Raw genomic sequence first — 25739 nt, 5'->3', positions numbered from 1 at the left:
CTATTGCACCCGCGCCCAGAAGGCCTTTCGCCGCCCATAGGTCCTGCGCAGCGAGGCCACGAAACTCAGGTGATCCGGCACCGGGTCATACTCCACGATCCGCGCATCGGCCTCTGCGCAGGCCAGAAGCCGGGCGGCGGCCTGCCGGTCCTCGGCTGCGGTGCCGCGACCCAAGCCGGCGCGGATCGCCTTTCGCCACAGGATCACCGCCGCCAGCGGCGCACGGGTGACCAGCGCGTCGGCATAGGTGGGAAGGGCGGAGGCGTGGCCATTCAGCGCATCGGGATGCGTCAGGATCAGGCGGGCCGCCGCATCGTGGTCGGGCCAGTCCATGAAGAAGGCCAGGGCGGCGTTGCGGTCGGGATGGTCCTGGGCCAGACGGCGCGCCGCGTCCTCGGCCTCGATATCCTCGAAATCCGGCAGCAGGCGAAGATGGGCGCGCAGGCGATCCGCATCGGGCCGGGCGGCGAAACTGTCCCGCAGGAACGCCGCCAGCGCCTCCTTGCGCTTCAGCGCGGCAAGCGCGGCGATGATCCCGTCCTCCACCACGGGGGTGCGGGGGGCGTGGTCCAGATGGGCAAGCGCCTCTTCGGGCCGCTCGGCGTCCATCAGGCGGGCGGCGATATCAAGGGCCGTCGCCGGATCGGCGCGCTGGGCCGTTGTGAACAGCGCGATATAGGCATCGACATCCCCGCGCGCCGCCGCGATGGCGCGCCGCAGGACCAGCAGGCGGGCGCGACCGATTTTGGAGGCCGACGTCGCGTCACTCGCCAGCCGATCCAGCCGCGCCAGACCCGCCGCACCCAAGGCCGGGGCAAGCGCGGCGACGCTTCCGTCGAACCGCCCCCCGGTGTCTTGGCGAACCGCGTCGAAGACAAGATCTGCCAGCCCCTCGGCGGGGTGGGACAGGGCAGGGGCCAGCCGGGCGACAAGGGGCATCACCTCCTCGAACGGCTGCGCCAGAATTCCGGCCGCGTCGCGGCCGCGGGCCAGAACGCCGGGCGCGAGATACAGCAGTTCCCATAAGAGATCGAAGGCCAGGTCCGGGTTGGCGGGGGCGATGGTGCCGTCGATTAGGGCGAGGAAACTGCGCAACTCCTTGGCCAGAGTGCGATGGGTCTTGCGCGGGATATAGCCCTTGGCCTGTCGGATCGCGGCATAGCGTTTGCGCAGGTCGCGCGCGACATCCTCCGGCCCCTGATGCGCGCTGAGTTCCAGCCGCAGGCGGCGCTGCAGATCAGCACGGCCCTTCGTCACCTCCATCAGCAGGTCCGCCAGACGCGCCGCCCCAAGGGGCACCAGATTCTTGGTGTTCAGCGCCTTGGCCATAGCTTACCGCAGCCGCACAAGGCGCAGAAGCTGCGCCGCGAACCGCCACACCAGCGCCAGCACCACCATCCGCAGCACAAAGCCGATCATGGTCTGGATGCGCATCCCGAACAACGTGCCGATCATCACGACGGCAAGAAGGCCAAGGGCGATCTGCTCTTTCATCGAATGGCTGGCGGCGAAGTCAGGTCCCAACAGCAGAAATCCGGCAGAGCCGCCGACAAGACTGGCAAAGATCAGAAACGGGGGCATGGACGGTCCGGGATCGTGGGGCGTCCGCATCTTCTATCGGGTCGGGCCGTCGTTGGCGATGCCTTTGGGGTCACTGCGGCATCGTCTGCGCAGCGAAATGCGTTTCCACGAAGGTGACGACCGCATCTGCCCCGGCGGGCTTGTCAATGAACCCCACGGGACGGGCCTTGGCGGCCTGCGCGCGCGTGGTTCGGTCCAGATTGGCGCTGAGGAAGACCGAGGGGATATCGAAGGCGTGCCGAAGCCGCATCGCCGTGTCCACACCGTTCGTGCCACGCGCCAGTTGCACGTCCATCGTCGCCAGATCGACCGGGTACCGTTCAGCCAGCCGCAGCGCCGACTGCATGTCCATGGCGATGCCCACGGTCTCGAATCCCGCCTCCTCCAGCGTGAGGGCCAGATCCAGGGCAATGATGGTGTCGTCCTCGACGATCAGGATACGATAAGACATGACCACTTTCTGCACGCCGCGACGTGGGCCTGTTCAACCAACAGGTGTGCGCGGAATATGTTCCGACGGCCCGTCACGGAATGCGGGGGGCAAGATACCGTCGCGGCCCCCTTCGCCTTGCGCGCCCCCGTCGCTATGTATCACGCGACGCTTCCAAAAGGACGACCCATGCCAGCCATCATCGAGATCGAGAACCTGTCAAAGCAGTATGACAGCGGCACGAAGGCGCTCGACAACCTCTCCCTCTCGATCGAGGAGGGGGAGATCATCGCCCTCCTGGGTCCGAACGGCGCGGGAAAGACGACGCTGATCTCCATCATCTGCGGTCTGGTGATGCCCACCGGCGGAACGGTGCGGGTGGGGGGGCACGACATCCGCAACGATTGGCGCGCGGCGCGCCGGATGATCGGGCTCGTCCCCCAGGAAATCGCTCTGGAGCCGTTCGAGAAGGTGATCGACGCCGTCCGATATACCCGCCGCCTGTATGGCGCCGCCCCGGACGAGGCGCATATCGAGGCGGTCCTGCGGTCGCTGGCGCTGTGGTCCAAGCGGGACGCGGCCATTCGCGAATTGTCCGGCGGGATGAAGCGGCGCGTGCTGATCGCCAAGGCGCTGTCCCACCGCCCGCGCGTCCTGTTTCTGGACGAACCGACGGCCGGGGTCGATGTCACCCTTCGGCGCGAGATGTGGGACGTGGTCCGCGATCTGCGCCAAAGCGGCGTGACCATCATCCTGACCACCCATTATCTGGAGGAGGCCGAGGACATGGCCGATCGTATCGGCGTCATCGACAAGGGGCGGCTGGCGGTCGTCCAGCCCACGGCCGACATGATGGGCGAATTGGGGCGCAAGACGCTGAAGATCGAGTTGAACGTCGCGCTGCCCGCCTTGCCCGCCGATCTGGCCCGCCCCGGCCTGACGCTGCACGATGACGGTCGGACCCTGTCCTATGATTACGACACCCGCGCCGAACGCACCGGCATCGCCCGCCTTCTGGGCGATCTCGCGACCAGCGGCCTGTCGGTCCGCGACATCTCCACCCATCAATCCACGCTGGAGGAGATCTTCATGACCCTCGTGTCCACACCCAAGGAGGTGGCGGCATGAACTGGACCGCGTCCCTTGCGATCTTCAACCATGAGATGGCGCGGTTCTTCCGCACCATCTGGCAATCGCTCGCTTCGCCCGTGGTGTCCACGGTGCTGTATTTCGTCGTGTTCGGGGCGGCGATCGGCGGGCGCATCCAGTCGGTGGAGGGGGTGCCCTATGGCGCGTTCATCGTGCCGGGGCTGATGATGCTGACCGTGCTGCAGCAATCGGTCAGCAATGCCAGTTTCGGCATCTATTTCCCGAAGTTCAGCGGCACGATCTATGAATACCTCGTCTCACCGGTCGGGTGGATCGAGGTGACGGTGGGCTTTGTCGGCGCGGCGGCGGCGAAGGCGATCCTGATCGCGATGATCATCCTTGGGACCAGCTTCTTCTTTGTCGGAATGCATGTGATGCACCCGTTCTGGATGCTGACCTTCCTGTTCCTGACCGCGTTGGCCTTCAGCCTTCTGGGCTTCATCATCGGCCTGTGGGCGAAATCGTTCGAGCAGTTGCAGATCGTGCCGATGATGGTGATCACGCCCTTGGTGTTTCTGGGCGGGGCCTTCTATTCCTCGGACATGCTTCCGCCGTTCTGGGAGGGGGTCGCGAAGCTGAACCCCGTCCTCTACCTCATTTCCGGGTTCCGGTGGTCGTTCTTTGGGTTCGCGGATGTGCCGGTGGGCGTGTCGCTTGTGGCGGTGGGGATCATGGTCGTGATCTGTGCCGCGATCATCCGCTGGATATTCGCCACCGGCTGGCGGTTGCGCGACTGAGGCGCCCCGTGGCCCGTGCCGCCGCAAAGTGCGGCACGGGCAGTGCCCTCAGGCGGGGAGGGACTTGCGCGACAGCCCCTGGCGAAGCGCAACGCCCCCAAGGATGGCGACCCCGATCAGGGTGGACACGATCTCGGGCGCGATCATCAAGAGGGCGGCGATGGGCAGAAGCGCCCGCTCGATCTTCAGGAGCGGCCCCATCAGCCAGCCGGTGATGGCCGCCGAGAGCGACACGATCCCCAGAACGGCCCCCGTGAAGGCCAACGCGAAGGCGCCCCAAGTGAACCCTTGGGTCACCAGCAGCAGCGAGGGGGAGAAGACGAACATGATCGGCACCAGCGCCTTGCCCATCGACAGGCGGAACGCGGTGTTGCCCGCCTTGAACGCGTTCGCCCCCGCAATTCCCGACGCGGCATAGGCGGCCAGCGCCACCGGCGGCGTCACATCCGCCAGAACGCCATAGTAAAAGACGAAGAAATGCGCGACCAGGGGTTCGACATTCATCATCCCCAGCACGGGCGCGGCCACCGCGACCATGATGATGTAGTTGGCGGTCGTGGGAATGCCGCAGCCCATCAGGATGCAGACCACGGCGGTCATCAGCAGCGTGAACAGCAGCGCCAGCGTCTGGACGGTGAACAGCTCGAACGGCAGGAAGCCGAGGAAGGCATGGGCCGACTGCGCCCAATCCTGCGCGACCGACGTGACCATGAAGGCGATCTTGAAGCCGACCCCGGTCAGGGTGACAACGCCGATGACCACGCCCACCAGCGCCGCCGCCGCCGTCACGGCAAGCGAGCTTCTGGCCCCCGCGACGAACCCGTCATAGATGCCGACCGCGAATTCCTGCGCCCCCGTGGCAAGGCCGGAGGCCATGACGCGCTGGACCGCGAAAACCACGATGCAGGCGGTGATCGCCCAGAAGGCCGCAAGGAACGGCGTCCGCCCCGACATCAGCATCCAGACCAGCAGGATCAGCGGCAGCATGGACAGCCAGCCTTCGCGCAGGACCTTGATGGCGTTGGGCAACTCTTCCTTGCGCAGGCCGCGAATGCCCAGACGTTTCGCCTCCAGATGCACCTGCACCAGCACGCCGAAGAAATGCATGAAGGCGGGGACGATGGCCGCGATCAGGATCGTGCGCAGGGGGATGCCCAGATATTCGACCATCAGGAAGGCCACGGCCCCCATGACGGGTGGGGTGATCTGCCCGCCGGTGGAGGAGGCCGCCTCTACCGCCGCGGCGAAATGGCGTTTGAACCCGATGCGGATCATCGCCGGGATCGTCAGCGCGCCGGTGGTAACCGTGTTGGCGATCGACGACCCGGAGATGGAGCCCAGAAGCGCCGAGGAGACGACCGACACCTTGGCCGGCCCCCCCGAATATCGCCCCGTCAGCGCGGTGGCGAGGTCGATGAACAACTGCCCCAGGCCGATGCGCTGCGCCATGACGCCGAACAGCACGAAGTGAAACACATAGGTCGCGATGACCCCGAGGGCCGTGCCATAGATGCCCTGCGACGACAGATAGAGGTGGTTGATGATCCCCGACCAGTCCGCCCCCGGATGCACGAAGATGCCGGGCATCGACTGCCCGAAATAGGCGTAACCGATGAACAGGAGGGCGATCACCGGCAGCGGCCAGCCCATCGACCGGCGCACCGCCTCCAGCAGGGTGACCAGAAGCACCGTGCCCATGACGATGTCGATCTGCAGCGGGTTGCCGATGCGGAAGGCCAGCTGGTCATAGATCCAGGGCACGTAGAACGAACTGACGGCGGCCGCGATGGCGAACACCCAGTCCAGCACCGGCACGCCCAGAAGCACGAAGCCCGTGGTCTTTTCCCGCCCGCTGGAGAAGGCGGCAAAGCTGAGGAAGATCACGAACAGCGACACGCCCATGTGCAGGCCGCGATGGGTCGTTGCGCGCGGAATGCCGAAGCCCGCGGTATAGAAGTGATAGACCGACAACAGGAACAGGATGACGCCGGACAGGATGGCGACCGGTCGAAGGACGGTGCGGTAACGCGCTTCGGGGTCGTAATCTTCTTCCAGCGCCCGCAGTTCCGCGTCCGTCAGGTGGCGTTCGTCTTGGTTCATCCCCGTGTCCCCGTGCGGATGTCATGGATAGGGGCGCGGACGATGCGTCCGCCCGCGCCCCGTTGGCCGATGCGACGCGGGATTATTCCAGCGCGCCCACTTCGCGATAGAAGCGTTCCGCACCCGGATGGAACGGGATGCCCGCGCCTTGGGTGGCCGATTCCAGCGTGATCAGACGGCCCTTGGCGTGCCCGGCCGCGAACAGCTTTTGCGTGTTCTCGTTATACAGCGCCTTGGTGATGCCATAGGCCAGATCGTCGGACAGGTCGGACGAGGTGACCATCTGCGCCCCGACCGAAATCGTCGGCACGTCCGCATCCTGCCCGTCATAGGTGTTCGCGGGAACGGTGTCGGCGGCGAAGAAGGTGTATTGGTCGCGCAGGGCGTCCACTTCGGGGCCGGTGATCGGCACGATCGTCACGTCGTTCTGGCTGGCCAGTTCCGCGATCGCCCCGGCGGGATAGCCGCCCACGAAGAAAAACGCGTCCATCGCCCCGTCGCGCATCCGGTCCGAGGCCTGGTCGGGCTTGAGGTATTCGGGCGAGATGTCGGCCTCGCTCAGCCCGAATGCCTCAAGGATGATCTTGGCATCGACCAGCGTGCCCGAGCCGGGTTCGTCCAGCGACACGCGCTTGCCCTTCAGGTCCGCGACCGAGGTGATGCCCGCATCGGCGCGGGCCACGAGATGGATGCTTTCGGGATAGAGGTTGGCCAGAAGGCGCAGCTTTTCCACCGCCGGCTGCCCTTCCCAAAGCCCGGTGCCGGTCTGCGCCCAATAGGCCACGTCGGACTGGCTGAACCCCGCCTCGAGCGTGCCGCCGTTGATCGAGTTGACGTTGCCCACCGATCCGTTCGAGGCGACCGCCGTCGCGATCAGGCCCGGCACGCCGCAGGAGCCGCCGTCTTCGCAGGCGCGGGATCCGGGCGGGTTGGAGATCGCGTTCGCGATCAGCCCGCCGATGGGATAATAGGTGCCCGCCGTGCCCCCCGTGCCGATGCGGAAGAATTGCATGTCCTGCGCCATGGCGCCCGGCGCCAGAAGTCCGGCGGCAAAGGCGGCCCCGACCAGCGATTTCATCGAAAAGAGTTTCATCCGTCCCTCCTGCAAATCAGATGACGCCAATGTGACCGCTTTGTCCCGGGACTGACAACCCCAATAGATGACCCGTCCGCGGGGGCGGGATGGGCAGGGCGGCCACGAAATGACGTCCCCCCGATCTTCGCGGTTGCGGATTGGCCCCGTGTCGGTGACATTTTCCTTATCGCCCAAAGATTCATCCACACAATCCGAGGTAATGACGACCATGCGGCAGACATTCTCCAAGATCCTGATTGCGAACCGGGGCGAGATTGCGATCCGCGTGATGCGGGCGGCGAACGAGATGGGGAAGGCCACGGTCGCCGTCTATGCCGAGGAGGACAAGCTCTCGCTCCACCGCTTCAAGGCGGACGAGGCGTATCGGATCGGTGAGGGGCTGTCGCCGGTGGGGGCCTATCTGTCGATCCCCGAGATCATCCGTGTGGCGAAGATGTCGGGCGCGGACGCGATCCATCCCGGCTATGGCCTGCTGTCGGAGAACCCCGATTTCGTCGATGCCTGCGATGCGGCGGGGATCGTGTTCATCGGCCCGTCCGCTGCGACGATGCGCGCTTTGGGCGACAAGGCCAGCGCGCGGCAGGTGGCGGTGGCGGCGGGCGTGCCGGTCATTCCCGCCACCGGCGTTCTGGGCGAGGATTTCGCCGCGATCCGCGCCGAGGCGGAGACGATCGGCTATCCCCTCATGCTCAAGGCCAGCTGGGGCGGGGGCGGGCGCGGGATGCGCCCGATCCTGACCCCCGCCGAACTGGAGCAGAAGGTGCGCGAGGGGCGGCGCGAGGCCGAAGCCGCCTTCGGCAACGGCGAGGGGTATCTGGAGAAGATGATCCAGCGCGCGCGCCATGTGGAGGTGCAAATCCTGGGCGATGCGCAGGGTGGCATCTATCATCTGTATGAACGGGATTGCACGGTGCAGCGGCGCAACCAGAAGGTGGTGGAACGCGCGCCCGCCCCCTATCTGACCGACGCGCAGCGGGCCGAGGTCTGCGATCTGGGCCGCCGCATCTGCGCGCATGTGGGCTATACCTGCGCCGGAACGGTCGAGTTCCTGATGGATATGGACGAGGGCAAATTCTACTTCATCGAAGTGAACCCCCGCGTTCAGGTGGAGCACACGGTGACCGAGGAGGTGACCGGCATCGACATCGTGCAGGCGCAGATCCGCATCGCCGAAGGGGCCACGCTGGCCGAGGCGACGGGGGCGGCGGCCCAATCCGATATCCACCTGTCCGGGCACGCGATCCAGTGCCGCGTGACGACCGAGGATCCGCAGAACAATTTCATCCCCGATTACGGCCGCATCACCGCCTATCGCAGCGCGACGGGCATGGGGATCCGGCTGGACGGGGGCACCGCCTATTCCGGGTCGGTAGTGACGCGGCATTACGACTCGCTGCTGGTGAAGGTGACGGCCTGGGCGCAGACGCCAGAGGCCGCGATTGCCCGGATGGACCGCGCGCTGCGCGAGTTCCGCATCCGAGGGGTCAGCACGAATATCGACTTTGTCATCAACCTACTGAAGCATCCGACCTTTCTGTCGGACGCCTATACGACCAAGTTCATCGACACGACGCCGGATCTGTTCGATTTCCCCCGCCGCCGCGACAGCGCGACGAAGCTTCTGACCTATGTGGCCGACATCACTGTGAACGGGCATCCCGAAACGGCGGGCCGTCCCAAGCCTGCGGCGGAAGCGCGGCGCCCGCGCGTGCCCGACCTTGCGGGCGATCCGCCCCCCGGCACGCGGCAAGTGCTGGAGATGCACGGCCCGCAGGGCGTGGCCGACTGGATGCGGGACCAGACGCGGCTGCTGATCACCGACACCACCATGCGCGACGGGCATCAGTCGCTTCTGGCCACGCGGATGCGGACCGACGACATGGTCCGCGTCGCCCCCGCCTATGCCGCAAATCTTGGCGGGCTGTTCAGCGTCGAATGCTGGGGCGGGGCGACGTTCGACGTGGCCTATCGCTTCCTGCAGGAGGATCCGTGGGACCGGTTGCACCGGCTGCGCGCCGCCATGCCCAATATCCTGACGCAGATGCTGCTGCGCGGGGCGAACGGGGTCGGCTATACCAACTATCCCGACAATGTGGTGGAACGCTTCGTGCGCCAGGCCGCCACGTCGGGGGTCGATCTGTTCCGGGTGTTCGACAGCCTGAACTGGGTGGAGAACATGCGCGTCGCGATGGATGCCGTGCAGGAGGCGGGCAAGATCTGCGAAGGCACGCTGTGCTATACCGGCGATCTGCTGGACCCCGACCGGGCGAAATACGACCTGAAGTATTACGTCGGTCTGGCCCGCGATCTGCGGGATGCGGGGGCGCATGTGCTGGGGGTGAAGGACATGGCGGGGGTGCTAAAGCCCGCCGCCGCCCGCCACCTGATCCGCACGTTGAAGGAGGAGGTGGGCCTGCCCATCCATTTCCACACCCATGACACCGGCGGTCTGGGCGGGGCCACGATCCTGGCTGCGGCCGAGGCGGGGGTGGACGCGGTGGACGCGGCGATGGACGCCTTTTCGGGCGGCACGTCGCAGCCCGCGCTCGGGTCCATCGTGGAGGTTCTGCGCCATACCGACCGCGACACGGGGCTGGACATTGGCGCGGTGCGGGCGGTCTCCAACTACTGGGAGGCGGTGCGCCATCAATACACCGCGTTCGAGGCGGGGCTGGAGGCCCCGGCATCCGAAGTCTGGCTGCACGAGATGCCGGGGGGGCAGTTCACCAATCTCAAGGCGCAGGCGCGGTCGATGGGGCTGGAGGAGCGGTGGCACGAAGTGGCCCAGGCCTATGCCGACGTGAACGCCATGTTCGGCGATATCGTCAAGGTCACGCCCAGTTCCAAGGTCGTGGGCGACATGGCGTTGATGATGGTGGCCCAAGGCCTGACCCGTGCGCAGGTGGAGGATCGGAAGGTCGAGGTCAGCTTTCCCGACAGCGTGATCGACATGATGCGCGGCAATCTGGGCCAGCCCCCCGGCGGCTGGCCCCCCGCCTTGCAGGCCAAGGTGCTGAAGGGCGAGGTGGCCTCCACCGACCGCCCCGGCGCGCATCTGCCCCCCGCCGATCTGGAGGCCGCCCGCGCCGCCCTGGCCGAGGCGGTGGGGACCGAGGACGACCCCGCCGATCCGACGGACGAGGATCTGGCAGCCTATCTCATGTATTCCAAGGTCTTCGTCGATTACGCCAAACGGCTGCGGGTGTATGGCCCCGTCTCGGCGCTGCCGACGCCGGTGTTCTTCTATGGCATGGCGGCGGGGGAGGAGACATCGGTGGAGCTGGAGCCGGGCAAGACGCTGGAACTGCGCCTGCAGGCCATCGGCGAGGAGGGGGAAGATGGCGACGTGCGGGTGTTCTTCGAACTGAATGGCCAGCCGCGCATCATCCGCGTGCCCAACCGTGCCAGCACCAAGGCCACCGCCCGTCCCAAGGCGCAGGAGGGCAATCCCGCCCATGTGGCCGCCCCGATGCCGGGGGTCGTTGCCAGCGTGGCCGTGACCCAGGGCCAGTCGGTCCGCGCGGGCGATCTGCTGCTGACGATCGAGGCGATGAAGATGGAAACCGCGCTTCATGCCGACCGCGACGGGGTGGTCACCGCGCTGCACGTGACGCCCGGCACCCAGATCGACGCCAAGGATTTGATGCTGGAGATGGGGTGATGGTCCGCGTTCGGGGGCCGGAGGGTGAGGCCCGGTCGAGGGGCGAATTGACAGAGCGTCGCCCTCCGGCCCCCCCCACCTGTGGATCGCTGGCAGGGGGCCGCAACGAATCTCTGGTCGGGCACCTTTCAATACTGTAATACTAATATATCAGTGCGGTGCGAATCGGGAATGGAGGCCCGGTCGCACGGCACGGCGCACCCGAGGGAGGAGAGGGTCGGCATGGGACCATTCTTAGGCAAACGGGCCATTGCCAGCGCGATTTCGCTGGTGGGGCTTGTCGTTCTGGTATTCTTTCTGTCGCGTCTGACGGGGGATCCCACGGATCTTTATCTGCCCATCGACGCCAATCAGGAAATGCGGGACCAGTTCCGCGAGCTTAACGGGTTCAACGATCCGCTGATCGTGCAGTTCGGACGCTATGTCTGGGATCTGCTGCATCTGGATTTCGGCCAGTCCATCCGGCAATCGCGTCCGGCCATCGACGTGGTGCTTCAGGGGTTCACCTGGACGCTCAGCCTGGCCGTGGTGACGATGACGCTGGTGACGGTCGCGGCCATCGTGATCGGCTCGCTTGCCGCGTTCAACGTGGGCGGGGTGTTCGACCGGATCGCCACCTTCTTCTCGCTTGTCGGGGCGTCGGCGCCGGATTTTTGGATCGCCATCGTGGCCATCGTGATCTTTGCCGTGAACCTGCACTGGCTTCCCACATCGGGCACGGGGACCGTCTGGCACTGGATCCTGCCGGTCGGCGTGCTGTTCATCCGCCCCTTCGGCCTGATCCTTCAGGTGGTGCGCGGGTCGATGATCACCGCCCTTTCGGCCCCCTATATCAAGACGGCCAAGGCCAAGGGCGTCAAATCTCGGCCCATCATCTTCGTGCACGGCCTGCGCAACGGCCTGCTGCCGGTGATCACGGTCATCGGCGATCAGGCGGCGGCCATCCTGAACGGCGCCGTGGTGGTGGAGACGATCTTCGGCTTTCCGGGCATCGGCAAGCTGATGATCGACAGCATTCTTCAGCGCGATTTCGCGGTGGTTCTGGCGGCGATCATGGTGTCGGCGCTGGCCATCTTCATCATGAACCTGCTGATCGACATGGCCTATGCCCTGCTTGATCCGCGCATCCGGTATTGATCCATGAGTGCAAGCGAAACGATGACCAAGACCGATGCGCGCCCGCGGGGGCCGTTCGCCACCTTCCTGTCCCTTCTCTGGGCCGACAAGTTCGCCTTTGTCGCCATGATCTTCCTGCTGATCGTGGTGCTGTGCGCGCTGTTCGGGCCGATGCTGATGGACGGTCTGGCCGACAAGATGAACCTGCGCGGGCGCAATGCCCCGCCGTTCCAGTGGGATCTGGGCTGGGCCATGATGCTGGGCGCGGATTCGCTGGGCCGGCCGCTGCTGCCGCGCGTGATCCTTGGCGCGCAGAACACGATGGCCGTCGCCGCGGGCGCGGTGGTGTGCAGCATGATCATCGGCACGACGCTGGGAATGATCGCCGGATATTCGCGCGGGCGTCTGGGGCAGATCATTCCGCGGCTGGCGGACGTGATCATGTCCTTTCCGTCACTGCTGCTGGCGGTGATCGTGCTTTACATGCTGGAGCCGTCGATCACCAACATCATCATCGTCCTGGCGATCACGCGCATCCCCGTTTACCTGCGGACCGCCCGGGCCGAGGTGCTGGAGATCCGGGAGCGGATGTTCGTGCAGGCGGCCAAGGTGATGGGCGCCTCCACCAACCGGATCATCTTCCGCCATATCCTGCCCGTGATCCTGCCGACGCTGGTTACCATCGGCACTCTGGATTTCGCCTTCGTCATGCTGGCCGAAAGCTCGCTTTCGTTCCTTGGCATCGGCATTCAGGCGCCCGAGGTGACGTGGGGGCTGATGGTGTCGCAGGGGCGCGCCTATCTGACGAACGCGTGGTGGCTGTCCTTCTGGCCGGGCCTTGCGATCATCCTGACGACGCTGTCGCTGAACCTGATCTCCAACTGGCTGCGTATCGCGCTGGATCCGGCGCAACGGTGGCGGCTGGAAATGGGGGGGCGCAAGAATGGCTGATCATTTGCTGGAGGTGCGCAACCTGTCGGTGGAATTTCACACGGCCCAAGGCACCGTCCGCGCGGTGGAGGACGTGAGCTGGCATCTGGATCGTGGCGAGACGCTGGCGATCCTGGGCGAGTCGGGATCGGGGAAATCGGTCTCTGCATCCGCCGTGATGAACCTGATCGACATGCCGCCGGGCAAGATCACGTCGGGGACGATCATGCTGGATGGCAAGGACCTGCTGCGGATGACAGAGGAGGAGCGTCGCCGCATCAATGGCAAGCGCATCGCCATGATCTTTCAGGATCCGCTGGCCCATCTGAACCCCGTCTATACCGTGGGGTGGCAGATTGCCGAGATTTTGCAAGTGCACGGCACGTCCCCCGATGCGGCCCGCGCCCGGGCGTTGGATCTGATGCACCGCGTGGACATGCCCGAGCCGGAGGCCGCCTTGCGCAAGTATCCGCACCAGTTTTCGGGCGGCCAACGGCAGCGGCTGATGATCGCGATGGCCGTGGCGATGAAGCCCGATATCCTGATCGCCGATGAACCCACGACCGCGCTGGACGTCACCGTGCAGGCCGAAGTGCTGCGTCTGATCGAGGAATTGCAGGCCGAGACGGGGATGGGTGTGCTTCTGATCACCCATGATCTTGGCGTCGTGGCCGAGGTGGCGGACCGCGTCGTCGTGATGAATGCGGGGCGGATCGTGGAAACGGGTGCGGCGGCGGAGGTCTATCGAAATCCGCAGCACGCCTATACCAGGAAGCTGATCGGGGCGGCCCCCGGCAAGGGGGCGATGCCCGAGGAGCGCGCCCGCGCGGGGGAGCCTTTGTTGCGGGTGGACGGTCTGGACAAATCCTATGGCGCGTTCAAGGCGCTGAAGGGGGCCACCTTCACCATCATGCCCGGCGAAACCGTGGCTGTGGTGGGCGAGTCCGGATCGGGCAAATCCACGCTCGCCCGCGCGCTCTTGCGGCTGGAGGAGCCGGATGGCGGGCAGGCCATCTATCGCGGCAAGGATCTGGTGACGATGCCGCCTGCCGACCTGTATCGTCTGAGGCGCGAGATCCAGATGGTGTTTCAGGACCCGACGCAGTCGCTCAACCCGCGCATGACGGTGTTCCAGCTGATCTCCGAAGCGTGGGTGATCCATCCCGAGATCCTGCCCAAGGGGGAGTGGAAGGGCCGGGTTGCCGAACTGCTGACCAAGGTCGGCCTGACGCCGGAAATGGCGAAACGCTATCCCCACCAATTCTCGGGCGGGCAGCGGCAGCGGATCGCCATTGCGCGGGCGCTGGCGATGGAACCGAAGCTGATCATCTGCGACGAGGCGGTATCGGCGCTGGACGTGTCGATCCAGGCGCAGGTGATCGCGCTTCTGGACGGGTTGCGGCGGGAATTCGGCCTGTCCTATCTGTTCATCGCCCATGATTTGCCGGTGGTGCGCGATTTCGCCGACCGCGTGATCGTCATGAAAAACGGCCGGATCGTGGAGGAGGGGCCGGTGCGCCAGATCTTCGACGCGCCCCGGCAGGAGTATACCCGCAGGTTGCTCGCCTCCAGTCTGGACCCCGACCCCGAAGTGCAGTCCCGCCGCCGGCAGGACCGCGAACACGAAGGTATGCTTTGCGTATGAAGCCCGATCTTTTGATGACCCTTGCCCCCCGTCCGCACCAGTTGGCGCAGTTGGAGGAACGTTTCACCCTGCATTGGCTGAACAAGGCCGATGATCCCGATGCCCTTCTGGCCCGTGTCGGGCCAACCTGCCAGGCCATGTTCGCCAACGGCCATTTCCATCTGGATCAGGCGTTTCTGGACAAGATGCCCGCGCTGAAGATCGTCTCCATCACCTCGGCCGGGTATGAGGCGATGGACGTGGAGGCGATGAGCCGCCGCGGGGTGTGGCTGACCAGCACGTCCGAAATGCTGACCGACGACGTGGCGGATACGGCGATCATGCTGATGCTGGCCACCCGGCGGCGGTTGGTGGAGGGCGACGCCTATGTCCGCACGGGCGCGTGGGGGCAGAAGGGAATGTTCCCGCTGACCGTGTCCACCGCAGGCAAGAAGGTGGGCATTCTGGGACTGGGGCGCATCGGATCGGCCATTGCCAAGCGGTGCGAGGCGCTGGGCCTGGAGATCGGCTATTTCGGGCGGGGGCCGAAGGATGTGCCCTATGCCTTCTTCGACACGCCCGAGGGGCTGGCCGGATGGTCGGACATCCTGATCGCCGCGACGGCGGGCGGCGAGGGCACCGCGCATCTGGTGTCGGCCGAAACGCTTGCGGCGCTGGGCCCGGCGGGGACGTTCGTCAACATCTCCCGCGGGACGGTGGTGGATGAGGAGGCCCTGATCGCGGCGCTGGGGAATGGCACGATCGCGTCGGCGGGTCTGGACGTGTTCATGGATGAGCCGAACCCGAATCCCGCGCTGCTGGGCCTGCCCAATGTCACGCTCTATCCCCATCACGCCAGCGGCACGGAGGAAACGCGCGACGCGATGCACCAGCGCGCCGTGGACAATCTTGTGGCGTGGTTCGACGATCGGCCGCTTCTGTCGCCCGCCAACCGGCCCGACTGATCAGGCGAAATAGGCGGGGTGCACTTGGCGCAACGCCTCCACCTGCTGCAACGTGCGGCTGAGATGGCTGCGCATGGCGGCCATCGCCGCCGGCGCATCGCCCGCCTCGATCGCATCCACCACAGCGCCGTGGTCGAACAGGATGCTTTCGATCTTGCCATGTTCGGGCAGATGAAGCTGCCGAACCCGCTCCATATGGCCCGACCGTTCCCGCACCAGACGGTTCAGGTCGATCTGATTGACGGCGGCGAACAGCGTCTGGTGAAACAGCTCATCCAGTTCCTGGAACATCCGGTATTGCGTGCTGTCATGGGCGATGGCCGTCTGCATCCGCACCAACGACCGCAGGTTGGCGACCAGATCGGGGGGCACATCCTCGGCAATGCGTCGAACCACTTCGGTTTCCAAGGCCACGCGCAGAAAATGCGCCTCGCGCAGGCGGTTCGTGTCGATCTGGCTGACCACGGTCTTGGATTGGGGGCGGATGCTGACCAGCCCGTCCTGCGCCAAACGCTGCAACGCCTCACGCAGGGGGGTCTGGCTGACCGCGTATTCCACGGTCAGGTCCAGCCGGGAAAGGGCGCTGCCGGGCGGCAGGTCCAGCATCACGATCCGGTGGCGCAGGCTGTCATAGATGCGCTGGACCGTTCCGCCGGCGGTCGGTTCAAGACGGGTCAGTGTGGGCATGGCGTGTCGCGGCATATGGCATGGTCATCATCCTAGACCGAATGTGCGTATGAGGGAAGGCAACGAATGGCTGTTGATATATCTGACGCACTAATATATTAGTTTAGGGGCGGTCGAACGGTTTGAGAGAATCGCGCCGCGACGGGAGGAAACCTATGCCGAAGACCTATGCCGACCTGCGTTCGGCCCGCTGGATGTTGCCCGATGACCAACGCTCGTTCGGGCACCGGTCCCGGACGATGCAGATGGGATACGACCCTGCCGATTGGGAAGGGCGCCCGATCATCGCGATCATCAATACATGGTCGGATGCGCAGCCCTGCCACATGCATTTCAAGGACCGCGTGGAATGGGTGAAGCGCGGCGTCCTGCAATCGGGCGGCTTTCCGATGGAGCTTCCGGCCCTGTCGCTGTCCGAGAATTTCGTGAAGCCGACGACCATGCTGTATCGCAACATGCTGGCGATGGAGGTTGAGGAGCTTCTGCGCTCTCATCCCGTGGACGGCGCGGTGTTGATGGGGGGGTGCGACAAGACCACGCCGGGCCTGACGATGGGGGCCGTCAGCATGGGCATCCCCTTCATCTATCTTCCCGCCGGGCCGATGCTGCGCGGAAATTACGCGGGCAAATACCTTGGGTCGGGCACCGACGGGTTCAAATACTGGGATGAACGCCGTGCCGGCACCATCACCAAAGAGGAATGGACGGGGATCGAGGGCGGGATCGCGCGCTCCTACGGCCATTGCATGACGATGGGCACCGCCAGCACGATGACGGCGATCGCCGATGCGATGGGGCTGACGCTGCCCGGCGCGTCGTCGATCCCCGCCGCCGATGCGGGCCACCAACGGATGAGCACGCAATGCGGCCGCCGCATCGTCGACATGGTCTGGGAAGACCTGACGCCCGACAAGATCATCACCCCCGCCGCCGTGGAAAACGCGGTAACGGTGGCGATGGCGACGGGCTGTTCCACCAACGCCATCATCCACATCATCGCCATGGCCCGCCGCGCCGGGGTGGATCTGAAGCTGGAGGATCTGGACCGCGTGGGACGCACGACGCCGGTTCTGGCCAACATCCGTCCTTCCGGAACGACGTATCTGATGGAGGACTTCTATTACGCGGGCGGTCTGCGCGCGCTGATGAAGCAGCTGGGCGACAAGCTGGATCCGACCGCCATCACCGTCACCGGCAAACCGCTGGTGGACGGGCTGGAGGATGTGAAGATCTGGAACGACGACGTAATCCGTCCCTTGTCGAACCCTGTCTATCACGAAGGCTCGCTTGCGGTGCTGAAGGGCAATCTCTGCCCCGACGGGGCGGTGATCAAGCCCGCCGCCTGCGATCCGAAGTTCCACCGTCACGTGGGCCCGGCACTGGTGGCCGACAGCTATCCCGATCTGAAGAAGATCATCGACGACCCCGATTACCCGCTGACGCCCGACACGGTTCTGGTGCTGCGCGGGGCGGGGCCGCAGGGCGGGCCGGGAATGCCGGAATGGGGGATGATCCCGATGCCGAAGGCGCTGCTGAAACTCGGCCTGCGGGACATGGTGCGGATTTCGGATGCGCGCATGTCGGGCACCAGCTTTGGCGCCTGCGTCCTCCACGTCTCGCCCGAGGCGCATGTGGGCGGACCGCTGGCCCTTTTGAAAACCGGCGACATGGTGGAATTGGACATTCCCAACCGCAGCCTGAACATGCAGGTGAGCGAGGAGGAGATCGCCGCCCGCCGCGCCGCGTGGACCGCGCCGGAAAGCCATTACACCCGCGGCTATGGCTATATGTTCAACAAGCATATCGAGCAGGCAGACAAGGGCTGCGATTTCGATTTCCTGAAAACCGAGTTCGGCGGCAAGACCCCCGATCCGGTCATCAACTGAGAGGGCGTCATGGATCCGCAGGTCAAAGAGAAACTGATGGGCGTTTCGGTCGCCACCCTGTGTTCGGCACTGTTCAAACGGGGGTTGCGAAACCAGACGATCCAGGATGTGCGCCCCTTGCGCGCGCGGGGCAAGAACATGGTGGGGCCTGCCTTCACCTTGCGCTACATGCCCGCGCGTGAGGATCGCAACAAGATGGACGTGTTCCGCAATCCCGACCATCCGCAGCGTGTGGCGATCGAAACCTGTCCCGAGGGCCACGTTCTGGTGATGGACAGCCGCAAGGACGCGCGTGCGGCCAGTGCAGGCGACATCCTGATCACCCGTCTGGCGGCCCGTGGGGCGGAAGGGGTTGTGACCGATGGCGGGTTCCGGGATTCGGGCGGGATTGCCGGCCTGGACTTCGCCTCTTATCACAACCGCCCATCCAGCCCCACGAACCTGACCTTGCACGAGGCGATCGACATCAACGTGCCGATCGGCTGCGGCGATGTGGCCGTGTTTCCCGGTGATATCCTGGTGGGGGATGATGACAGCGTCATCGTCATACCCGCTGATATTGCTGCGGAAATTGCGGATGAGGCGGTGGAGATGACGGCCTATGAGGATTTTGTCATCACACAAGTTCGCAATGGTCATACGATAATTGGGCTTTACCCCGCGACAGATCAGAATAACCTGACCCTATTCGCCGAGTGGCGAGCCAAGAACGGTCGTTGAGGAGACACGCATGACATTCACCCCGCATGGAAAACACCTGATCGCGGGCGAGTGGGTCGGCACGGATGCCACCTTCAAGTCGGAACCCGCCACCGGACCCGTCCACGACTTTTCGGTCGGGACGGTGGATCTGGTCAACCGCGCCTGCGAGGCGGCGGAGGAGGCGTTCTGGACCTACGGCTACCTTCCTCGGGAAAAGCGCGCCGAATTCCTTGAGGCCATCGCCGACGAGATGGAGGCCCGCGCCGACGCCATCACCGAAATCGGCAGCCAGGAAACCGGCCTGCCGACCGCCCGTCTGCAGGGCGAACGGGGCCGCACGACGGGCCAACTGCGCCTGTTCGCCGACCACATCCGCAAGGGCGACTATCTGGACCGCCGCACGGATGGGGCGCAGCCCGACCGTCAGCCCGCCGCACGCCCGGAAATCCGCATGGTCCAACGCCCGATCGGGCCGGTGGCCGTGTTCGGCGCGTCGAACTTCCCGCTGGCCTTCTCCACCGCCGGGGGGGACACCGCCGCCGCCCTGGCCGCCGGTTGCCCGGTCGTGGTCAAGGGCCATTCGGCCCATCCCGGCACGGGCGAGATCGTTGCCGAGGCCGTCAACGCGGCCATCAGGAAGACCGGTGTGCATCCGGGCGTGTTCAGCCTGATCCAGGGCGGGCGCCGCGAGGTCGGCACGGCGCTGGTGCAGCACCCGTTGATCAAGGCCGTGGGCTTTACCGGCAGCCTTGGCGGTGGGCGCGCACTGTTCGATCTCTGCGCCCAACGGCCCGAGCCGATCCCCTTCTTCGGAGAGCTGGGATCCGTCAATCCGATGTTCGTGCTGCCCCGGGCGCTGGCCGCCCGCGGCGCGCAGATGGGCGAAGGCTGGGCCGGATCGCTGACCATGGGGGCGGGGCAGTTCTGCACCAATCCCGGCATTGCGGTGGTTCCCACCGGGGCCGAGGGGGATGCCTTCATCGACGCGACCGCCAAGGCGCTGAAGGCCGCGGCGCCGCAGACGATGCTGACGAACGGCATCGCCGACGCCTATCGTCAGGGCAAGGACCGGTTCGACACGCGCAATTCCGTCCGGCCGGTGGTCTCCACCACCTCTGACGGGCGCAGCGCGGCGCCCAACCTTTATGAAGTGTCGTCGAACGCTTTCCTTGAGGATCATACCCTGGGCGAGGAGGTGTTCGGCCCCTTGGGTCTGGTGGTCCGCACCTCCTCTCCCGACGAGATGGTGCGTCTGGCCAAGGGGCTGAGCGGCCAGTTGACCGCGACGATCCTGATGGATGACGGCGACACCGACGCCGCCCGCGCGCTGCTGCCGGTGTTGGAGCGCAAGGCGGGGCGTGTCCTGATCAACGGCTTCCCCACGGGGGTGGAGGTCGTGGACAGCATGGTGCATGGCGGGCCTTATCCCGCGTCCACCAACTTCGGCGCCACCTCGGTCGGCACCCTGTCGATCCGCCGCTTCCTGCGCCCCGTGGCGTTCCAGAACCTGCCCGACGCCCTGATCGAAGGCGATCTGGCCTGAGCCATCATGTCCGGCGCGGGTCTTTCGCGCCGGACCCTTTGCCAAACGGACGAACGAAGGACTGCACTACGGATACAGAACGGCCGGACCGGGGAGGGTTCGGCCATAAAGGGAGGATCGGACATGAATTTCAAAGCTACCGGATTGGCGGCAACCTGCGCTCTGATGGCGACGGGTGCCCTGGCGCAGGACCGCGACATCACCGTCGTTCTGTCGCAGAACGTCGACCTTGTGGACCCGTGCATGGCCGCGCGCCAGAATGTGGGCCGCGTCGTCTCGGAAAACGTGAACGAGATGATGGTGGAATTCGATTACGTCAACGGCGGGTTGAAGCCCCGTCTGGCCACCGAATGGAGCCAGACCGACGACGACACCTGGCAGTTCAAGCTGCGCGACGGGGTGACGTTCCATGACGGATCGCCCTTCACCGCCAAGGATGTCGCTTTCACGCTGGAACGCAACAAGAAGCCGGAACTGACCTGCGAAGTGGGCGGCAAGTATTTCGGCGGCATGGACTTCACGACCGAGATCGTGGACGACCACACCATCAACATCACCACCAATCCTCCGTCGCCGATCCTGCCGCTGTTGATGACGGTGATGCCCATCGCATCGGCCACCGCCACGCCCGAGGGGGAGTTGACGCGCCAACCGGTCGGCACCGGCCCTTATATCTTCGACCAATGGAATGTGGGCCAGTCGATCGTCCTGAAGCGCAATCCCGATTACTGGGGCGAGGAGCCGGAGGTGGAGCAGGCCACCTATGTCTGGCGGGCCGACAGCGCCGTGGCCGCCGCGATGGTGGAAACGGGAGAGGCCGACATCGTGCCCGCGATCGCCATGCAGGACGCGACGAACCCCGACACCGACTTCGCCTATCCGAACTCGGAAACCACCTATATGCGGATCGACACGCGCACCCCGCCGCTGGACGACCACCGCGTGCGCGAGGCGCTGAACCTGGCCATCGACCGTGAGGCGATGATCGGAACCCTTCTGCCCGAGGAATCGCAGATCGCAAGCCAGCTCGTCGTGCCGACCACCATCGGCTACAACAAGGAGATGGAGCCGTGGCCCTATGACCCCGAACGCGCCAGCGCCCTGATCGAGGAGGCCCGCGCCGACGGCGTGCCGCTGGACACCGAGGTTCTGATCGTCGGTCGGAACAACCTGTTCCCGAACGGGACCGAGGTGATGGAAGCCATGATGGCCATGTGGCAGGAGGTGGGCATGAACGTCCGCCTTCAGATGAACGACGTCTCGGTGCACAACACCTATTTCGTGCGGCCCTTCAACCAGGACGGCGTTCCCACGCTGGTCGAGGCGATGCACGACAACGCCACCGGCGACCCGGTCTTCACGGCCTATGGCAAATACGCATCGAACGGCATCCAGTCGATGGTGGAGGATGCCGATCTGGATCGCATGATCGCCGAAGCCACCGTGGCCGCGGGGGAGGAGCGTGCGAAGATGTGGGCCGACGTGTTCTGGAAGGCCGAACATGAGATCATCGCCAATGTGCCGATGTTCCACATGGTGGGCTTCACCCGCGTGTCGCCGCGCCTGGACTTCACGCCGACCATCGCAGCCAATTCGGAACTGCAACTGGCCCAGATCAAGTTCCGCTGACATCGTCGCGCCCGGCCTGTCCGGGCGCGAAGTCCTTCCCGCGAGGTTCCCATGCCCTTCATCGACGCCACCGCCCTGACCGATTATGCCCATACGATCCTTGTCCGTTCCGGGATGGAAGAAGACAAAGCCGCCGCCACCGCCGAAATTCTGGTGGAGGGTGACATGATCGGCCATGACACGCATGGGGTCAGCCTGATCTCGTGGTATGTCGATGCGTTGGCCGACGGAACGCTGAACGGCAAGGGCAGCTACGACGTGCTGGTCGACAAGGGGTCGACCTTCGTCTGGGACGGCAATCTTCTGCCCGGCGCGTGGCTGTTTCTGAAGGCCCTTGATCAGGCGATGGATCGGGTGGCCGATCACGGCGTCGTCTCCGTCGCGTTGCGCAACTGCCATCACACCTGCGCGCTGTCGGCCTATCTTCGGCGCGTGACCGAGCGGGGGTATATCGCGCAGATTTCCTGCTCCAATCCCGCGGCGGCGCGGGTGGCGCCTTATGGCGGGCGGGTGCCGCTTCTGACGCCGAACCCCATCGCCATGGGCTTTCCCACGAAATCCGACCCGGTTCTGGTCGATGTCTCCAGCTCCATCACCACCACGACCATGACGCAGACCCTGGCAAAAAAGGGCGAGAGGTTCCCCGAGCCGTGGGCGCTGACGGCGGAGGGGGAGCCGACGGATGATCCGGCACAGGTCACCGATCACGGCGGAACGCTGATGTCCCTGGGCGGTGCGCTGAAAGGGCACAAGGGGTTCGGTCTGGCGCTGATGGTCGATCTTCTGGGGCAGGGGCTGTCGGGCAAGGGGCGGGCCGATACGCCGCCGGGCGGGTTGACGCAGAACGCCTTTTTGCAGGTGATCGACCCGAACGCCTTCATGGGGCTGGAGGCTTTTGCCGAACAGTCCGAATTCACCGCGAACGCCTGCCGCACCAATCCGCCGGCCAAGGGCAATGACGGCCCGGTTCGCGTTCCCGGCGATTCCGCCGCGCGCAAACGCCGGGCGGCGCTGGACAGGGGTGTGGCCCTGTCGGATGATCTTTGGGCGAAATTGGGGCGGGTGTCCGACAAGACGGGTATCGCGCGGCCCGCGCCGTTGGTCTGACCCCCAAGGCACCCCATATTGGGGGGATGAGCGATCCGATCTGCCCCCTCTGCGGCCGCCCGATCCCGTCGGACGTGCCGCAAAGCCTGCACCACCTGACGCCCAAGCTGAAAGGCGGGGCCAAGGGGCCGACGGTGCTGCTGCATCACATCTGCCACAAGGAAATCCATGCGGCCTTGTCCGAGGCGGACCTGGCGCGCAATTTCGCCACGATCGACGCGCTGCTGACCCATCCCAGGATCGCGGCCTTCGTGGCGTGGGTGCGCCGCCGTCCGCCCGGATTCCTGTCGCGCATCCCCGGCGGCACGCGCCGACGATAAGGGAACCGCGCGCCGCACCGCACGTTGATCCCGGCACCCCGAGAGAGGAGATTGTCATGACCAACGACAAGGAAAACGTGCCGGGCGCAAAGCCGGGCGACGACGTGCGCCCCGCCGGACCCAAGGAAATGGAGAACCCGCCGAAGGAATGGGAAAAGGAGGATGAGGAATCCGACGAATCCTTCCCCGCAAGCGATCCGCCGGCGAATTACTAGGATCCTCACGCCCCCGCCTTGATGCGGGGGCGTTTTTCGTTGCACCCCCTTCCCCACGCGGTATCAGAACCGAAAGATGGGGGATGTGATGGCAATGGATTGGATGGCCGCCGAGGGCCGCGCGCACAAGATGATGGGCTGGCCCGAGGGCGATCCCGGCGGTGCCGTGGTCGGGTTCGATCGGTTGGGCATCCGATGTGTCGCAACCTCGGGGGCGGCGCATCCGGGCGGGGCGGCGTTCACCGCTGATACGGTGGTTCGCTGGGCCTCGGTGACCAAGCACGTCTTCGCGGCCTTCGTGATGCAGACGGGGGTGGATCTGGACGCGCCGCTGGTGTCCTTTTTGCCGCAGATGCATCCCGTTCCGGGGGCGGTGACGCTCCGTCAGGCGCTGGCGATGCAGGGGGGCTTGCCCGACACGCGTGAGGCGTTGACGCTGATGGGGTTCGGCCCCGGTGACATCACTCGCGCAAATGACCTTCTGGAGTGGAGTGCGGCGATCCCGCACCTGAACGCCGCCCCGGGGACGGAGGTCGCCTATTCCAACGCGGGCTATCGTCTGGTGGAGGCGGCGCTGGCCGCGCGCGGGCATCGCTTTGCCGATTGGGTTGCGGCTCAGGCAATGCGGCTGGGCCTGACGATGCGGGCGTCGGAGTATTGGACCGATCCGGTGGAAGGTCTGGTTCCCGGCCATGTGCCCGTGCCCGGGGGATGGGCCGAAGGGGGGCAGGGGATGCACCTGTCGGCGGCGGGGTCGCTGTCGGGATCGGCACGCGATCTGGCCTTGTGGGTGCGCGATCTGTCCGCGTCGGCGGTGTTTGCGGATCTGGCCGCGCCGGTGCCTTTGGCGGATGGGCGGGCGACGGGCTATGGTCTGGGCCTGCGCGACACATGGATCGGGGGCCGTCGGGTTCCGGGGCATGGCGGATCGCAGGCGGGATACAAGTCCGCGTTCCTGGTGGATATGGAGACGGGCGCGGGGGTGGCCGTGGTCTGCAACCGCGACGACGCGGCGGCGGGCGATATCGCGCAGGCGGTCATGGCGGCGCTGCTGGGGGACGCCCCTGCAGCGCCGTTTCCGGCCCGCGATTGGGCCACCCCCGGCCTCTATGTGGCCGAGACCGGAAATCTGTGGGTGGAGGTGCGGGCGACCGGCCCCCTGACCGTCCGCGATGCCGACGAGGCGATCTTTGCGACCCAGACCGGCATCGTCGCCCCCGCCGCGCAGGCCCGTATCGAACTGCGGGCCGAAGGGGATGCCTTGGTGGGCGAGGTCGGCCACGTGCCCGTCCGCCTGATCCCGGCGCGGGCCGATCCGGCGGCGGGGCGGCTGGATGGGCTGTGGATCTGCGACGGCGCGACCTTTGCCGTGCAAGGGGAGACGGTGATCTGGGGCCGTGGCCCGACACGCGAAACATCCGATCTGACGTCACTGGGGAATGGCCGGTGGCTGTTCCGCGCGATGGGGCGGCGCATCTGCCTGCGCCGCATCGCGGAGGGGGAGGTCGAACTCTCCCTCTCTCGCGCGCGGGTCATCCGTTATCGGCGGATGTCGTCAGGTTCAGCTCGGCCATGAGATCGGGATCGAGGATGTTGATCTCTTTCGGCGGGGTTTTCAGCGCATGGCTCATCAAGCGCAGGTCCACCCCCATCTCTGTCAGGTAATCCATGACAGCCGCCTGCCCGCGCTGCACGTCCTGCACGGCCATGAAGGCGGGTAGGATCGAGTTTTCGCCGAAATAGTGCTGGTGCACACCCACAAGGCCGCCCTCCGCCACGCCGCGCGCCGTGCCGCCCGCCAGCATGTAGGGGCAGGCGGACATGCACACCGCGCCATCCGCGACCTGCGTGTCAAAGGATCGTGCGCGGATCGTCCGGCCGATGGCCAGCGCGTCCGTGACCGATCCGCCGGAACTGTCCAGATCGACGCCTGCCGCGTCGGGGCGGGTGTCGTCCAGCCAGGCGGTAAACCGGTCGGCATCGCCGGGGGCGATCTGGCCGGTGATCGTGATCCGGTCGCCCGCCGCCGTGAACTCCAGCCGGTCGGGCATCGGGTTCATCGCCGGACTGCCCGGAGAGGCCGGTCGCAGATCAGGGCGATAGGGGCGCACGCTGGGCCCGGTGGACGGGGGCGCGAACATGCCCGGCGTGGCGGGGGGTGCCGCGTTCCACAGATCAAGCGCCACCAGCGCGCCACCAAGCACGATCTGCCCGATCAGGATGGCCCGGATCGCCCCCCGCGGGGTCGCAAGTCCCGCCAT

At 65.9% G+C, this 25739-nt stretch carries 22 protein-coding genes; 15 read left to right on the top strand and 7 right to left on the bottom strand.

Translation table 11 applies throughout. From position 1 onward, the window contains the following. The 3 genes from MU449_RS09195 to MU449_RS09185 all read right to left on the bottom strand — a co-directional run bounded on the left by MU449_RS09195 (nucleotide 1) and on the right by MU449_RS09185 (nucleotide 2032). Entirely contained in the window at nucleotides 1–1329 is a 1329-nt protein-coding gene (locus MU449_RS09195) for a DUF6880 family protein (RefSeq protein WP_244737730.1), read from the bottom strand. 3 nt (nucleotides 1330–1332) lie between these two features. Beyond that, nucleotides 1333–1581, bottom strand: a complete 249-nt coding sequence (locus MU449_RS09190) for a hypothetical protein (RefSeq protein WP_244737729.1) — start codon at nucleotides 1579–1581, stop codon at nucleotides 1333–1335. 70 nt (nucleotides 1582–1651) lie between these two features. After that, nucleotides 1652–2032: a response regulator gene (locus tag MU449_RS09185; protein ID WP_244737728.1), complete on the bottom strand. Its 381-nt coding sequence runs from the start codon at nucleotides 2030–2032 to the stop codon at nucleotides 1652–1654. Between the two features lie 168 nt (nucleotides 2033–2200). Between MU449_RS09185 and MU449_RS09180 the strand changes: the two genes are divergently transcribed. Together MU449_RS09180 and MU449_RS09175 are read left to right on the top strand one after the other, a co-directional pair. Further along, nucleotides 2201–3139: an ABC transporter ATP-binding protein gene (locus tag MU449_RS09180; RefSeq protein WP_244737727.1), complete on the top strand. Its 939-nt coding sequence runs from the start codon at nucleotides 2201–2203 to the stop codon at nucleotides 3137–3139. After that, nucleotides 3136–3897, top strand: a complete 762-nt coding sequence (locus tag MU449_RS09175) for an ABC transporter permease (RefSeq protein ID WP_244737726.1) — start codon at nucleotides 3136–3138, stop codon at nucleotides 3895–3897. The genes MU449_RS09180 and MU449_RS09175 overlap by 4 nt, the downstream gene beginning before the upstream one ends. Nucleotides 3898–3945: 48 nt before the next feature. Here MU449_RS09175 and MU449_RS09170 read toward each other — a convergent pair whose 3' ends face one another. Together MU449_RS09170 and MU449_RS09165 are read right to left on the bottom strand one after the other, a co-directional pair. Then, nucleotides 3946–5997 carry a TRAP transporter permease gene (locus MU449_RS09170; protein ID WP_244737725.1) on the bottom strand — a complete coding sequence of 684 codons (2052 nt, stop codon included), beginning with the start codon at nucleotides 5995–5997 and terminating at the stop codon, nucleotides 3946–3948. An 82-nt stretch (nucleotides 5998–6079) separates the two neighbouring features. Further along, nucleotides 6080–7090 (bottom strand): TAXI family TRAP transporter solute-binding subunit, encoded by a 1011-nt coding sequence (locus MU449_RS09165; protein ID WP_425310275.1) that lies wholly within the window; start codon nucleotides 7088–7090, stop codon nucleotides 6080–6082. 211 nt (nucleotides 7091–7301) lie between these two features. Between MU449_RS09165 and MU449_RS09160 the strand changes: the two genes are divergently transcribed. The 5 genes from MU449_RS09160 (at nucleotide 7302) to MU449_RS09140 (ending at nucleotide 15389) form a co-directional block, all read left to right on the top strand. Then, the gene (locus MU449_RS09160; RefSeq protein ID WP_244737724.1) at nucleotides 7302–10754 is read left to right on the top strand and encodes a pyruvate carboxylase; all 3453 of its coding nucleotides are present in this window, start codon (nucleotides 7302–7304) and stop codon (nucleotides 10752–10754) included. 222 nt (nucleotides 10755–10976) lie between these two features. Continuing rightward, nucleotides 10977–11891, top strand: a complete 915-nt coding sequence (locus tag MU449_RS09155) for an ABC transporter permease (RefSeq protein ID WP_244737723.1) — start codon at nucleotides 10977–10979, stop codon at nucleotides 11889–11891. A gap of 21 nt (nucleotides 11892–11912) precedes the next feature. After that, a complete protein-coding gene (locus MU449_RS09150; RefSeq protein ID WP_244737722.1) occupies nucleotides 11913–12821 on the top strand; it encodes an ABC transporter permease in 909 nt (302 codons plus the stop codon). Further along, complete coding sequence (locus tag MU449_RS09145; protein ID WP_244737721.1) at nucleotides 12814–14445, top strand: ABC transporter ATP-binding protein; 1632 nt, start codon at nucleotides 12814–12816, stop codon at nucleotides 14443–14445. The genes MU449_RS09150 and MU449_RS09145 overlap by 8 nt, the downstream gene beginning before the upstream one ends. After that, nucleotides 14442–15389: a 2-hydroxyacid dehydrogenase gene (locus tag MU449_RS09140; protein ID WP_244737720.1), complete on the top strand. Its 948-nt coding sequence runs from the start codon at nucleotides 14442–14444 to the stop codon at nucleotides 15387–15389. The genes MU449_RS09145 and MU449_RS09140 overlap by 4 nt, the downstream gene beginning before the upstream one ends. Here the strand turns inward: MU449_RS09140 and MU449_RS09135 are convergent, their stop codons facing one another. Beyond that, nucleotides 15390–16076, bottom strand: coding sequence for a GntR family transcriptional regulator (locus MU449_RS09135; protein WP_244737719.1), 687 nt, complete (start codon nucleotides 16074–16076; stop codon nucleotides 15390–15392). A gap of 155 nt (nucleotides 16077–16231) precedes the next feature. On the opposite strand from MU449_RS09135, the gene araD reads away from it, so the two are divergent. The 8 genes from araD to MU449_RS09095 all read left to right on the top strand — a co-directional run bounded on the left by araD (nucleotide 16232) and on the right by MU449_RS09095 (nucleotide 25054). Next, a complete protein-coding gene (gene araD, locus MU449_RS09130) occupies nucleotides 16232–17962 on the top strand; it encodes an L-arabinonate dehydratase (RefSeq protein WP_244737718.1) in 1731 nt (576 codons plus the stop codon). 9 nt (nucleotides 17963–17971) lie between these two features. Next, nucleotides 17972–18682, top strand: coding sequence for a ribonuclease activity regulator RraA (locus MU449_RS09125; RefSeq protein ID WP_244737717.1), 711 nt, complete (start codon nucleotides 17972–17974; stop codon nucleotides 18680–18682). A 10-nt stretch (nucleotides 18683–18692) separates the two neighbouring features. Then, a complete protein-coding gene (locus tag MU449_RS09120) occupies nucleotides 18693–20207 on the top strand; it encodes an aldehyde dehydrogenase (NADP(+)) (protein WP_244737716.1) in 1515 nt (504 codons plus the stop codon). A 123-nt stretch (nucleotides 20208–20330) separates the two neighbouring features. Next, nucleotides 20331–21836 carry an ABC transporter substrate-binding protein gene (locus MU449_RS09115; RefSeq protein ID WP_244737715.1) on the top strand — a complete coding sequence of 502 codons (1506 nt, stop codon included), beginning with the start codon at nucleotides 20331–20333 and terminating at the stop codon, nucleotides 21834–21836. 51 nt (nucleotides 21837–21887) lie between these two features. Then, nucleotides 21888–22943 carry an Ldh family oxidoreductase gene (locus MU449_RS09110; RefSeq protein WP_244737714.1) on the top strand — a complete coding sequence of 352 codons (1056 nt, stop codon included), beginning with the start codon at nucleotides 21888–21890 and terminating at the stop codon, nucleotides 22941–22943. A 26-nt stretch (nucleotides 22944–22969) separates the two neighbouring features. After that, a complete protein-coding gene (locus MU449_RS09105) occupies nucleotides 22970–23263 on the top strand; it encodes an HNH endonuclease (protein WP_244737713.1) in 294 nt (97 codons plus the stop codon). Nucleotides 23264–23319: 56 nt separating this feature from the next. After that, nucleotides 23320–23478 carry a hypothetical protein gene (locus MU449_RS09100; protein WP_244737712.1) on the top strand — a complete coding sequence of 53 codons (159 nt, stop codon included), beginning with the start codon at nucleotides 23320–23322 and terminating at the stop codon, nucleotides 23476–23478. Between the two features lie 88 nt (nucleotides 23479–23566). Further along, on the top strand, nucleotides 23567–25054 hold the full coding sequence (locus tag MU449_RS09095; protein WP_244737711.1) for a serine hydrolase domain-containing protein: 1488 nt from the start codon (nucleotides 23567–23569) through the stop codon (nucleotides 25052–25054). Here MU449_RS09095 and MU449_RS09090 read toward each other — a convergent pair. Continuing rightward, complete coding sequence (locus MU449_RS09090; protein ID WP_244737710.1) at nucleotides 25011–25739, bottom strand: COG3904 family protein; 729 nt, start codon at nucleotides 25737–25739, stop codon at nucleotides 25011–25013. The two genes, MU449_RS09095 and MU449_RS09090, sit on opposite strands and share 44 nt — an antisense overlap.

Source organism: Falsirhodobacter halotolerans, assembly GCF_022899245.1.
Lineage (GTDB): Bacteria > Pseudomonadota > Alphaproteobacteria > Rhodobacterales > Rhodobacteraceae > Falsirhodobacter > Falsirhodobacter halotolerans.
Note: the sequence above shows the minus strand (reverse complement) of the source record. Positions and strands in the feature narration are given on the sequence as shown.